This is a genomic window from Thermospira aquatica, assembly GCF_023525255.1.
GTDB lineage: Bacteria > Spirochaetota > Brevinematia > Brevinematales > Thermospiraceae > Thermospira > Thermospira aquatica.
This window is the reverse complement of record NZ_CP073355.1, coordinates 2,145,750-2,157,971: the sequence shown is the minus strand read 5'-3', so window position 1 is coordinate 2,157,971 and position 12,222 is coordinate 2,145,750. Positions and strand designations below refer to the sequence as shown.

Sequence of the window (12,222 nt, the reverse complement as noted above, 5' to 3'; positions counted from 1 at the left end):
ATGAAAAAGGGACTTCTCTTTCTTTATTTTTCTTTGCTGGTGCATCTGTATCTCTTGGTTGTAGTGAATTGGTGGCTCGATCCGGAGATCATAACTCTTCTCAAAAATCCCAGACCTCAAAAGTCAGACGATGTAGTGATTGAAAATATTCTCATTGACAATCCGAATGCGACGATGGAAAAGCCTATTCAAAAGGCGAAGGTATCCGACAAAGACTCTCGTTCTCGAGGGCCGGTTGCTTCTCACGAGGACTATAATATGCTTCTTTCTTCCGAATCGGCTTCTCAAAAGGCACAGGATTTTTTTTCAGAACCGATGACTGCCCCCTCTCGTCATCCGGAAGTGAGTGGACCATCTCTCTACGAACCCTCGAAAAAACCTCTGGTACGAATGTCCTCGGCAGGACAGATTGCGTTAGAGAGTGAGGCTGTCGATTATGCTCCCTATTTCAAACAGATTCAGCAGACAGTGGCAAGCAACTGGCAATGGTATTTTCCGATCTTTCAGTATTATCAGGGGATCATGGCTGATGGGGTGGTGACGGTCACCTTTGAGCTGGATAATGAGGGGAACCTGAAAAACGCTCGTTTAACCCGTGACTTTGGGTATGAATCGTTGAATTATGCTTCTTTGCAAGCAATTCTTCATACCTCGAACTATGGACCACTCCCGGAAAAACTTCGCTCAGAGGAGGGTATTACTATTGAGTTTCATTTTATTTATATACGGCCTTAGGGTTCTTTATCCTCTTTTTTGAGGGTTTGAAGCCTTTGAAGGACTTCATCGACAGCACTCGGCGGAATCCCGATGGCAATAAGATCCTCCGCTGACAGATGCAGATCGGGTTGAGACATGAGCTTCTGGATAAGGATCTTTTTGCGTTTGATGCCTATGCCGACAATTCCATCAAAAAGAGAGGTAAGAAGGCTTTTGTTTTTTAAACGGTTGTAGAAGGTATTGGCAAATCGATGGGTTTCATCTCTGACCCGCTGGAGCACGTGAAGGGCGGGAGAGTTTTTAGGAAGAATGATAGGTTTATCCCTGTAGGGGGTGTAGATCTCTTCGTTCTTTTTGGCAAGAGAAACTACATTGAGGGAGAGACCAAGGTCAGCAAGTGCGGAAAGAGCCGCGTTGAGTTGACCTTTTCCTCCATCGATGAGGACAAGATCGGGAAGTTCAGATTTTTCTTCAACAAGCCTTTTGTAACGTCTGTGCACTGCTTCGTATATCATGGCAAAATCATCAGGGGTAGACTTGGTTCGAATCTTGTAATGACGGTAGTTGGATTTGTCCGGTTTTCCCCCGTAAAAAGAGACCAGCGAGGCAACGGCCTGTTCACCCAACAGGTTGGCGATATCAAAGCCCTCGATACGCATGGGAAGGGTATCCAGTTCGAGGATCTCTTGAAGTTCATGAAGCGCTTGAGAATCCTCCACTCTTGACAAAAGTTGCATCAAGTGGAGAAGAGCATTTTCTTGGGCAAGCTTGAGAAGAGTGTGCTCTTCACGAGAAGAAGGAAGATGAAGAGGGATGTTTTTTTGGCTTGCGTTAAAGTATGCTTGGAGTTGAGGAAAAAGGGATTCCCAGCGTTTGTCCAGCACGATAGCTGGCGGTGTCTCCTCTGAACAATAGGAGATGATAAACTGTTCCAGAATATCCTCTTCACTCTGATCGGTTATGTCGCTACTATAGCTTTTTTTCCCGATCATTTTTCCGTTTCTTATGAGGCTTACGACGGCAACAGCTTTATTTTCTCGAAGAGCTATTTCAATGAAATCGGCGCTGATGTTTTTATCAAGGTAAACAGACTGGGTTTCTTCAAAATTGCGAATAATCTGTATACGCTCCTTGTAGATTTGTGCCTTTTCAAAGAGGAGGTTTTTTGCTGCTTCGCGCATCTTTTCTTCAAACTCTTTTACCAGGAGTTGATACTCTCCTTGAAGAAAACGTATGGCATTTTCTACTTGCTGACGGTACTCTTCTTCGGTTACCTTTTGGATACAGGGGGCACTGCACCGATGAATGTGGTAGTTGAGGCACTCCCGTTTTGGAAGTTCTCGACAGGTACGGATTTGAAAAAGCCTTTGGATCATGTCAATATATTCTCTTACCATTGCGGCACTGGTATAGGGACCAAAATAGAGACTCTGGTCTTTTTTCTGATCCCTGGAGAAAACCACTCTTGGAAAACGTTCGTGAATGGTTATCTTGATAAAGGGGTAGAATTTGTTGTCTTTGAAGACAACATTGTATTTTGGTTGGTGGTGTTTGATGAGGTTTGCTTCGAGAAGGAGGGCTTCGGTTTCGTTCTGGGTGATGATGTAGTCGATTTCATGGATCTGGGAGACCATTGTAGCGGTTTTTATATTTTTTTCGTCTTTTTGAAAGTAGGAGGAAACCCTCTTACGAAGGTTGATAGCCTTGCCGATGTAGATGATAGTGTTGGAGGTGTCCTTCATGAGGTAAACACCCGGGAGTTCAGGAAGCAGGTGAAGCTCTGTCGGTTTAATTGCCTGGGTAGATTGGAACCCTGGGGTATTTTCCATCGTTTTTCTCCCGTATCAATGAATTCTCAATCTTTTTCCCGCGTTGGGTTAGTGAGAAAGAGTTTCATGGGAAAAGAGGGAGGGGAAAAGAGGATTTCCCATTTATTATAACAAAAAAGGAACAGAAAGTAAAATATTTTTTGTTCCTTTCAGATTTGAGTCTTTATCTTTTTTATTTTGAGAAAAAGAAAAAATTTTTTCTTAAGTACCCCGTTGCGTCAAATAAAAAAGTACTCGAAATTCGAATCATTGCCTCATAAAAAAAAGTACTCAAAAATTCCATACAGTTTCCTCCAAATTTTTGTTTTTTACATTCTTTTTCTTTTGAAGGCTGAAAAGTTTTCTCTGGCAAGCTGTAATTTTTTGTCTTAGGTGAAACAAATCGAGAGCCTTATAAAGCCTTGTTAGGCGTTCCTTTTGTGCCTCACTTACATAAGAGCTTTCTAAAAGCCAGAGCTTTCTAATGGTATTTTCATCATGCTTCTTTTTGCACCTTGCTTCCGATTCTCTTTTCTCTGTCATTTTCATAACCGGTTGAAAAAAGTTGGCATAAAGCCTGAGATACGCATAGAGTCGGTTCAAGTAGTAGACTTCTTCCTCGGTATCGTAGCGGAAGTATCCAACATTCTGGCGGACTATGGAATAGTTTTTCTGCTCAACGTAGCAGTTATCATTGGAACGGGAGCTTCTTCCTCTTGTAAATTTTATCTGGTTCTTCTCACACCAATCACGCAGAGGATGATTAATAAATTCAGCACCGGTATCAGAATCAATTCCCCGTAAATCAAAAGGAAGTCTTCTTTGGACTTTTTCTATGGCTTCTCTTACCCATTTTGAAGCCTTGTTTTTGATTGCCACAAGTTCTGTCCAACCGCTCCAAACATCCACCATATTTAATGTTTGAGCAAAATCTCTATTTCCTCCCTCATGGGCAACCAGATCAATCTCCATGAACCCAGGGCAATTTTCATCCCACTCTGCCCACGTGCGTATAGCTATTTGTTGCTTTAATAGCGTTCCAGGCTTTGTACCTTTTCGTCCTTTTATCTCAAGCTTTTTACGCTCATGCTTCAAAAGTCGGTCAATACTTGAGGCACTTATATGGCGCAAGTTTTCTATAGCCTGTGGAGAACCGTGGAGATGTCCGTTTGCTAAGAGATTATCTAAAACTTCATTTAAAATTGGCTTTAAACGTTTGCCACACATGTAGTTTTCAATTTCCCAGACCTTTTTTAGAAGTTTTAGTTCCTCTTCGCCGAATTTTTTCTTTCTGCCAGGTCTTTTGCCCTTCTTGGCTATGTCGGCTTTAAGGTAATTTTTCTTGCCTACATAGATGGTTTTTCCGTGCTGCCTCAAGAGCCTGGCGGCATAGTTTCGATTTTTTAGGCCTGTTATCCTCACAAAATAATCCAGTATCTCCTTTTTCTCCTTTTTGCTGGCTTTTTGATACTCTTTCGCCGTTTCCCTGTAAATAGGTCTCCTTTCAAACATCGCTAATTCCACCTTTTACCTCCAGTTCTTTGAACTGGATTATTTTACACAAATTTAAAGTACTTTTTTATTTTGAAGCAACGTTCCCTTTTCGAGTACTTTTATTATGAAGCAATTCGAGTACTTGACTTTTTTTTCTCTAGGGTTTATAATAAAAACGAAAGTTTATCTCATAAACAAAAAGGAGGTTCTATGGCAGTTTGTTTGGAGATGAAGAAGCTGCGTAAGGTTTACAAAAAGGGAGAAATCGATGTCGAAGCCCTTCGTGGCATCGATCTGGTGATAGAAAAGGGTGAGTTTGTGTCGATTATGGGCCCCTCGGGGAGCGGGAAAACGACGCTTCTCAATATTGTGGGGTGTCTGGATGTTCCAACATCGGGGGAAGTGATTTATAATGAAACTCCTCTCCATAATCTCAAGGAGAACGAGCTTTCCGACTACCGAAAAAACAATATTGGGTTTATTTTCCAATCGTATAACCTCATTCCGGTCCTTACCGTTCTTGAGAATGTTGAGTTGCCCATGGTTATAGACAAATCCCTCTCTGTCGAAGAGAGAACCGAACGAGCCATGAAACTTATCGAACGTGTAGGCCTGAAAGGCATGGAAAATCGTTATCCGAGGGAGTTATCTGGAGGGCAGGAGCAACGCGTTGCTATTGCACGAGCTCTGGTGAAAAATCCTCTTGTGGTGCTTGCTGACGAACCCACAGCCAATCTGGATTCGGTGACGGCAGAAGAGATCATTGAGATTATGCGTCAGATGAATGAAACCGAGGGAACAACCTTTGTTTTTTCTACGCACGATCCTAGAGTGGAAAAGCATGCTCGAAGGATTATTTTTCTCCAGGATGGGCAGATAGCTCGAGATGAGAGGCGATAAGAGATGCTGTTTCGTATGGCTCTTCGCAATATCTTTCGGCATAAAAGGCGAACAGTAATCACAACGCTGACCATTGCGGTGGGGGTGATGGTGTTTCTCTGGGCTGATGGAATCTATCGTGGGATGCACCGTCAGATGGCAGAAAATGTCATCTATTATCTTCATGGGTCTATCATGCTGATGCAGAGGGCTTATGCAGAGGAGGAGAAATCTTTGCCTTTGCGGTACTTTTTTGAGGATGAGAGTGTATTGGAAACGGAACTCTTACAGTTTCAAGAGATCACGGGAGGCACAGGCCGGATTCCCTTTGTGGGGGAAATTCTTGCGCAAGGACGGAACCTTCATGTTCTTGGTTATGTAGTTGACGTCCCTCAGGACACATTGGTTTTTCGTCTCTCTCAGGCTCTGGTGAAGGGTGATTTTTTCCAGGGGAAAAGTGATGAGCTTCTCATTGGGGCGGATCTTGCTCGCACGCTGGAGCTCAACGTTGGGGATGAACTCATTCTTGCTGTCCAGACCAAATATGGTACCTACAATGCCCTGACAGTCAGAGTGGCAGGTATTTTTCGCACCACCCACCCTCAAGTAGATGAGGGAGCTGTCTTTGTGTCCCGGGAAACAGCACGCGCTCTTCTCGACATTGGGGAAAAGGAGTTTATTACCTACCATATTGGAGTGCACTGGCCAAAGGGGGAGAGTGTGGAGCATTACACTCAACGGGTGGAACGTATCGCACAAAAGCTTTCTCAGCGTTTTCCTGAGTATGTGGTGGTTTCTTTTGCCAAAAGATATGCCGAGGTCTTTACCCTGATGAAAACGGATGAAAGTTTTATGTATATTATGCTTTTAGTGATTTTTTTGATTGCTTCGGTTGGGATTGTGAATACGATTCTTATGGCAGTGCACGAGAGGATGAAGGAAATAGGGATCATGCGTGCGATGGGGTTTTCCTCCTTTCAGATTCGATGGCTTTTTGTGATGGAAGGGATGTGGCTGGGGGTGGTTGGTGGGGCAGCAGGACTCTTTTTTGGTTTTCTTCTTAATCTTTATCAAGTCTATTGGGGTTACGATATGGAAGCGTGGGGGTTGACTTCTGGCAGTGATTTTGGGCTCCCGATATGGGGTACTATCTATGGGGACTGGAATCCACCAGCATTTGCCATGGCATTTGTTTTTTCTGTTATCATGGCTGCATTCGCTGCTTTTATTCCTTCGAGATATGCTACCAGAATAACTGTTACAGAATGCTTGCGTTTTTTATAAACGGAAAAAAGGAGGATGGTATGCTTTTTCGGATAGCTATAAGGAATATCTTTCGGCATAAACGGCGAACGATTTTGACGATTCTGACGATGGGTTTTGGCTTGATGCTTTATATCTTTGGAGATTCACTTTTCACCGGTATTGATAGAATGATGGTGGAAAATATGGTTTCATATACCGATGGTTCTTTGATAGTGACAAGCAAGGAGTATGCCCAGCATGAAAATGGATTTTCCCTGAAGTACCCCTTGAAGGATACGAAAACTTTGATGGATCGTATAAAAAATTTTTCAGATGTTGAAGGGATAACCATGAGGATTCCCTTCCTTACAGAGATTGTGCTGGGGGATAAGTCTCTTCATGTTATCGGGTATGTGATTGATCCAGACACGGATCCCACGTGTTTTAACCTGGACAAACGAGTGGTAAGCGGTCGTTTTTTGAAAGATGATGATTCAGGGATATTGCTGGGAAGGGACCTGGCAAGAGAACTTGGAGTGCAGGTTGGGGATACGATTACTCTGATTGTGCAAACCCGCTACGAAACAGCCAATGCACGAGATTTTACGGTCGTTGGTATTCTCAAAACCACGAGCCCTCAGGTTGATGAGAGTGGGGTGTTTATATCGACGAAAGGGGGAGAGGCTCTTTTGGATATGGCAGGAGAATGGGTAACCATGCATATTCGTGTCACATGGCCCAAAGGAGAACCTATCCAGAGTTATCAGAAACGTGTGATAGCCATGAGCGAACAGATAGCACAAGCGTTTCCAGAGTACCGTGTGAAGACATTTGTTGATCTTTATGGAGATATGATGGCTCTCATGCAACAGAAGAAGGGCACAATTTTTCTCATGACATTCTTGCTTCTGGTGATTGCGGGTGTGGGGATTGTCAATACGATTCTCATGGCAGTATACGAACGGATAAAAGAGATAGGGGTGATGCGTGCGATGGGATTTTCTCCTCGCCAGATACAGCGAATATTTCTCCTGGAGGGAACTGTCCTTGGTGTGTTGGGGGGCGTGTTGGGACTTTTGATGGGTACCCTTGTGAATCTTTGGCTCATTTATAGTGGCTACAATGTGGAGGCTCTCGTTGGTGATACAGTAAAGGGAAGCGATTTTGGATTTCCTGTGTGGGGCATATTTTATGGTGAGTGGCATATGGAGGCGTATATCCTTGCTTTTGTCTTTGCGATGGTGACAGCTCTTCTCGCGGCTTATATTCCAGCTCGACACGCGGGGACACTCCAGGTCACAGACTGTCTCAAATTCGTGTAAGGAGGATGGTATGCTTGTAAAAATGGCTCTAAGAAATATCCGCAGGAATAAGCGACGTTCGTTTCTGGCGGTCCTTTCCGTTACTCTGGCTCTGGCACTTGTCGTTGTTCTTCAGGGGCTGGTTGAGGGTATGGTAGATAACATGGTGAAAAACGGTACCAAAAATGATACAGGACATATTCGTATCACTTCCAGGCTCTATGCGGAAAATATTCGATATTATCCTGTCCAGTATCTTGTCACAGAACCAGAGGCCCTCAGGGATGAAATTCTCAAAAACGAAGCATGGGCAAAGCATATTACACTTATCACCTTTCGTGTGCGATTTCCAGTGCTTCTCCAGTATGAGGGGAATAATAAAGCAGCATTTGGATTGGGTGGGGATATCGGGGTAGAAAAAGATTTGCTCATGCTTGAGAAGGCTATTGTTGATGGGCGCTATCTTTCCGGTCAGGTTATTGAGAAAGACGGGCACAAATATCGAGAGGTGATTGTAGGAAAGAAAATGGCAGATATCCTCAAAATTGGGGTAGGGGATAGTTTTTCCGTGATGCTTCAGGGGTCAGACTACGGCGTGAGGATTCCTCGGTTTCAGGTTGTTGGGATTTTTCAAACGGGACTCAACATGATGGATGAGAATATTTTTCAGCTAAGTCTGGATGATGCAAGGGATATTCTCCGCACGTCGGGTGGAGTTCAGGAGGTACTGATCTTTCTTAAAGACTATAAAAAAGCCCCCTCGCTTGCTAAAGAGATACAGGCCTGGCTTGATAAGACTGAATACTGGTCGGATGCGGTAGCTCTTTCCTGGAATAGAGCAGGGGGTATTGTCAGCGCCATGGAACAGATTCTCCCGATATACAATCTGATCTATTTTGTTGTTACCTTTTTGGGTATGTTGATTATTACAAATATCATGATGATGATTGTTCTAGAGAGACGAAGAGAGATTGGTCTGTTGAAAGCTATGGGCATGAAATCGCGTGAAATTCTCGGGCTTTTTCTCTATGAAGGGCTTATTTTAGGGCTTTTGGGGAGTGTTTTTGGTGTTCTTCTTGGACTTTTGATTAGCTGGCCGCTTTCTGTATGGGGACTGGATTTTTCGTCTTCGCTTTCTAACATGAATCTTCCCCTTGATCCCGTTATTCGCTGGAAGATTACGGCGAAGAGTATTGTGACTTCTCTGGGGCTTGGACTTTTTGTTGCCGTTATTGTGTCTGTTATTCCATCCCGGTTGGCAGCTCGTATGCGTCCGGTGGATGCTATACGAAGTGTGTAAGAAGAGAGCAAGAAGGAGGATATGATGAAACAGCTTTTAAAGATTCTTTTGTTGTGTGGAGTTTCGTTTGGGTTTGCACTTACGGGAGAAGAAATCTTACGAAAGGTGGATAAACAACTGAATTTTGCCTCGGCAATTCTTTCCATGCGGATGGAGATCTATCTCCCCAATCAACCAGTGAGGATCAAACGCATGAAATCCTGGATCAAAAATGACAATGCATACGTGGAATTTCTCAACAAAGAGGATAAGAATACACGCTATCTCAAGCTCAAAAAACAGATGTGGGTATACGATGGAGAGGAAAACAATACTTTCCTTATATCGGGGCATCTCTTAAAACAGGGGATGATGGGAAGTGATGTTTCGTATGAGGACGCGCTTGAGGCAGACGATGTGTATGAGAAGTATACGATTCAACTGCTTGGTGAGGAGAAATATGGTGAGTATGATTGTTATGTAGTGGAACTCGTAGCCAAGGTAAAAGAGGTGGCGTATCACCGTCGGAAGATGTGGGTGGATAAGGCTACGTTTGTTCCTGTGAGAGAGGAACGTTATGCTTTGTCTGGTAAACTTCTCAAGGTACAGGAAACCTCTTCTATCACTTCGGTTGGTGGACGCTGGTATGGGGTTGTTACAACGGTTTCTGATCAACTGAGAAAGAATACTAAAACGGTTGTTGTGATCGAAGAGGCTGCCTTTGACGTGCCGGTAAGTGATACGTATTTTACGAGACGCCATCTGGAGCGATGATATGTGGCGTGTTTTATTGGTGTTATGTGCTGTGGTTTTGTTGTGGGCGGAGGATGGGCTTTTGCTCGGTGGATGGGTGAGAGCTGGAGGGGGAGGTGTTGTTCAACTGGATAGGAATGGTACCTTTTCCAACTGGGCCTATGCAGGACAGACGACCTGGCGTCTCTCGGCGGCCAATCTCGATACGGAGTATGCCAGATTTGAGTTCTCAGGGGATCTTTCCTTACTCCAGGGGGTGATGACTAACCTGGCGTCCTCCTCGATAAGGTGGCAGGTGGGAGAAGAGGCGATTCTTACTGCGGAGCTACGGAAGTTTTTGGTGATGGTGAAGCCCTGGTGGGGAGATGTCATTCTTGGGAGACAGCTGGTACGCTGGGGTGAAGGTGTGGTATTTTCTCCTCTGGATTTTTTCACCTCACTCGATATGATGGATGTGGGGCTCTCGCGGCTGGGTGTAGATGCGGTGAGGGTCAAGATCCCTTTGGGTCAGACGGGGTTTGGAGAGGCTATTGGCCTTGTTCATTCTTCGTGGACAAATTCGACAGCAGGGAGTCGTGTAGGGGTAGCCATGGGTTCATGGTATACGACACTGGCGGCCTTTTACCGTGGACGGGAAAAGGAGTGGATAGGGGGCGTTTCGCTCAAAGGAGATCTTGGTCCTGCGTGGTATACCGAGGTAGTCTACCATCATGCCACGAACGACAAAAACTCCTTCTGGCACGGGATGATAGGGATGGACTATTCGTGGGAGAAAAAATGGATACTTCGTCTAGAATATGCCACCCATACCCTGGAGACAACCAACTTTACGCTTTTTGAGCAGTATACGCTGCCGGTGTATCCCTTTCTTTCCCGACATTATGCATCGCTGCAGTTTCTTTTTCTCCCGACTATGATAGATACCTTTTCGCTCACGCTGGTAGCCAACCTGGATGACAAAGAAACGCTCTGGTGGCAGAAAGGGCAGTGGTGGATTGTGTCGTATACCAGAAACCTGTATCAAAATGTTCATCTGCTTACCTGGCTTCGCTACCAGACGGATATGGCTGGGATTGAAACAGAGAGAAAGGGGTTGTGGAGTTTTTTGGTTTCAGTAGAAGTAAAATATTGAAGATTTTTCCATCGTTATTTACGAGATGTTGAGAGACTTTTTCCCCTGTTTGCAGGGGAAAAACTTTTTAAAATACAATCAGGATTTATTGAGTTTCGTTCCTTTTTGGTTGGGAAGCGAAATCTTTGGATGGCAAATGAGATAAAAGAGTAAAATTTTTTGGTTAAACGTTTAACCATATCTTTTTGAGAATGAATTGTTGTTGAGGTGTTTTTTTCTTTTATAAGGGTTTCTTTTTGTTTCTAATTTGCAAAAAATACTTCTCCTATGTATAATATACTTCCATATTTGAGAGAAACACGGGAGGTCCTGTGAAAACGATAGGCATTGCAGTTGTCGGTTTTGGTACTATTGGTTCAGGGGTGGTGAAAATTCTTCAAGATCTTGCTCCACTGATAGAAAAAAGAACAGGTATTTACCCGGAGCTTCGCTGGGTGGTAGATAAAGATATTACTTCTCCGCGCTCTGTCAAGGTAGAGAAAGCAAAACTCACCACTGATTACAAGGAAGCCCTCGCTGATCCATCCGTTGAGGTGGTGGTAGAGCTTGTTGGGGGCAAGGGATTTGCGTATACTCTCATTGAAGAATCTCTCAAAGGAGGAAAACACGTTGTAACGGCCAATAAAGCTCTTCTCGCAGAACGTGGACAGAAGCTTTTTATGCTGGCCAAAGAGATGAAAAAAAGTCTTCTTTTTGAGGCAAGTGTGGGGGGGGGGATTCCTATTCTCAGAACTATTTCCCATTCTCTCGTGGGAGACAGAATTCGAGCGCTTTATGCCATTGTAAATGGAACAACAAACTATGTTCTTACTCAGATGGCACTCAATAAAAGCTCTCTCGAAGATGCTCTCAAAGAGGCTCAGCGTAAAGGTTTTGCAGAAGCAGACCCAACCCTGGATATGAATGGGGATGATGCAGCGCACAAGCTTGCCATTCTGGCTACGTTGGCTTTTCATACGGAGCTGGATTTTTCTCATGTTCATTATGAGGGTATTGAACATATTGCTCTGGAAGATATTCTCCATGCTGAAAGAATGGGGTACACGGTAAAGCTTCTTGCCATAGGGAAAAGAGACGAAGATAACCGTCTTGAGCTTCGTGTTCATCCTACCCTGGTTCCCAAAGATAACCAGCTTGCTTTTGTTCACTACGAGTACAATGCTATTCTTGTAGAAAGCGAATATCTTGGTACCTCTATGTACTACGGAAAAGGAGCAGGATCGCATCCTACAGCTACAGCCGTGGTTGCCGACATCATGGCCATAGCAGAACATAGCCGGGAAGGAAATTTTGAACTTTTCCGTCCTTACCAAAGACTCGAGGTCAAGTCGATGGACGAGATTACCTCTCGCTATTATATCCGTTTTCATGTCTTGGATCAGACGGGGGTTCTTGCGCAGATTGCAAGCATTTTTGGAAAATATGGCATCAGTATTGCCTCGGTATTGCAACCTGAGCAGAGTGAGACCACCTCTGTTCCTCTTATCATGACAACCCATGAGGCACGCGAACGAAACATGCGACAGGCTATGGAAGAGATCAGTCGACTTTCTTTCATTCAGGATAAGGTGATGATGATCCGTATTATGGATGGTCACTAAAGAATTTCAAGGA

General features: G+C 44.1%; 10 protein-coding genes. 8 read left to right on the top strand and 2 right to left on the bottom strand.

Annotated elements, in window-relative coordinates:
* Positions 1 to 735 carry an energy transducer TonB family protein gene (locus KDW03_RS10475; RefSeq protein WP_271435025.1) on the top strand — a complete coding sequence of 245 codons (735 nt, stop codon included), beginning with the start codon at positions 1 to 3 and terminating at the stop codon, positions 733 to 735.
* Here the strand turns inward: KDW03_RS10475 and uvrC are convergent.
* Entirely contained in the window at positions 732 to 2,546 is a 1,815-nt protein-coding gene (gene uvrC, locus KDW03_RS10470) for an excinuclease ABC subunit UvrC (protein WP_271435024.1), read from the bottom strand. The genes KDW03_RS10475 and uvrC overlap by 4 nt on opposite strands.
* Positions 2,547 to 2,816: 270 nt before the next feature.
* The gene (locus KDW03_RS10465; RefSeq protein ID WP_271435023.1) at positions 2,817 to 4,037 is read right to left on the bottom strand and encodes an integrase catalytic domain-containing protein; all 1,221 of its coding nucleotides are present in this window, start codon (positions 4,035 to 4,037) and stop codon (positions 2,817 to 2,819) included.
* Positions 4,038 to 4,229: 192 nt separating this feature from the next.
* Here KDW03_RS10465 and KDW03_RS10460 point away from each other — a divergent pair, with 192 nt between their 5' ends.
* The 7 genes from KDW03_RS10460 (at position 4,230) to KDW03_RS10430 (ending at position 12,209) form a co-directional block, all read left to right on the top strand.
* On the top strand, positions 4,230 to 4,919 hold the full coding sequence (locus tag KDW03_RS10460; RefSeq protein ID WP_271435022.1) for an ABC transporter ATP-binding protein: 690 nt from the start codon (positions 4,230 to 4,232) through the stop codon (positions 4,917 to 4,919).
* 15 nt (positions 4,920 to 4,934) lie between these two features.
* Positions 4,935 to 6,182 (top strand): ABC transporter permease, encoded by a 1,248-nt coding sequence (locus tag KDW03_RS10455; RefSeq protein ID WP_271435021.1) that lies wholly within the window; start codon positions 4,935 to 4,937, stop codon positions 6,180 to 6,182.
* 20 nt (positions 6,183 to 6,202) lie between these two features.
* Positions 6,203 to 7,465: an ABC transporter permease gene (locus KDW03_RS10450; RefSeq protein WP_271435020.1), complete on the top strand. Its 1,263-nt coding sequence runs from the start codon at positions 6,203 to 6,205 to the stop codon at positions 7,463 to 7,465.
* 10 nt (positions 7,466 to 7,475) lie between these two features.
* Positions 7,476 to 8,744 carry an ABC transporter permease gene (locus KDW03_RS10445; protein ID WP_271435019.1) on the top strand — a complete coding sequence of 423 codons (1,269 nt, stop codon included), beginning with the start codon at positions 7,476 to 7,478 and terminating at the stop codon, positions 8,742 to 8,744.
* A gap of 24 nt (positions 8,745 to 8,768) precedes the next feature.
* Entirely contained in the window at positions 8,769 to 9,497 is a 729-nt protein-coding gene (locus KDW03_RS10440) for an outer membrane lipoprotein-sorting protein (protein ID WP_271435018.1), read from the top strand.
* A 1-nt stretch (position 9,498) separates the two neighbouring features.
* Positions 9,499 to 10,608, top strand: coding sequence for a hypothetical protein (locus KDW03_RS10435; RefSeq protein WP_271435017.1), 1,110 nt, complete (start codon positions 9,499 to 9,501; stop codon positions 10,606 to 10,608).
* A gap of 311 nt (positions 10,609 to 10,919) precedes the next feature.
* Positions 10,920 to 12,209 carry a homoserine dehydrogenase gene (locus KDW03_RS10430; RefSeq protein WP_271435016.1) on the top strand — a complete coding sequence of 430 codons (1,290 nt, stop codon included), beginning with the start codon at positions 10,920 to 10,922 and terminating at the stop codon, positions 12,207 to 12,209.
* Positions 12,210 to 12,222 lie beyond the last annotated feature (13 nt).

Bases quoted from the DNA above. Each gene is read 5' to 3' on its own strand.
- KDW03_RS10450 (WP_271435020.1), top strand. From the start codon at position 6,203: ATGCTTTTTCGGATAGCTATAAGGAATATCTTTCGGCATAAACGGCGA.
- KDW03_RS10440 (WP_271435018.1), top strand. From the start codon at position 8,769: ATGAAACAGCTTTTAAAGATTCTTTTGTTGTGTGGAGTTTCGTTTGGG.
- KDW03_RS10435 (WP_271435017.1), top strand. From the start codon at position 9,499: ATGTGGCGTGTTTTATTGGTGTTATGTGCTGTGGTTTTGTTGTGGGCG.
- KDW03_RS10465 (WP_271435023.1), bottom strand. From the start codon at position 4,037: ATGTTTGAAAGGAGACCTATTTACAGGGAAACGGCGAAAGAGTATCAA.
- KDW03_RS10475 (WP_271435025.1), top strand. From the start codon at position 1: ATGAAAAAGGGACTTCTCTTTCTTTATTTTTCTTTGCTGGTGCATCTG.
- KDW03_RS10455 (WP_271435021.1), top strand. From the start codon at position 4,935: ATGGCTCTTCGCAATATCTTTCGGCATAAAAGGCGAACAGTAATCACA.
- KDW03_RS10460 (WP_271435022.1), top strand. From the start codon at position 4,230: ATGGCAGTTTGTTTGGAGATGAAGAAGCTGCGTAAGGTTTACAAAAAG.
- KDW03_RS10445 (WP_271435019.1), top strand. From the start codon at position 7,476: ATGCTTGTAAAAATGGCTCTAAGAAATATCCGCAGGAATAAGCGACGT.
- uvrC (WP_271435024.1), bottom strand. From the start codon at position 2,546: ATGGAAAATACCCCAGGGTTCCAATCTACCCAGGCAATTAAACCGACA.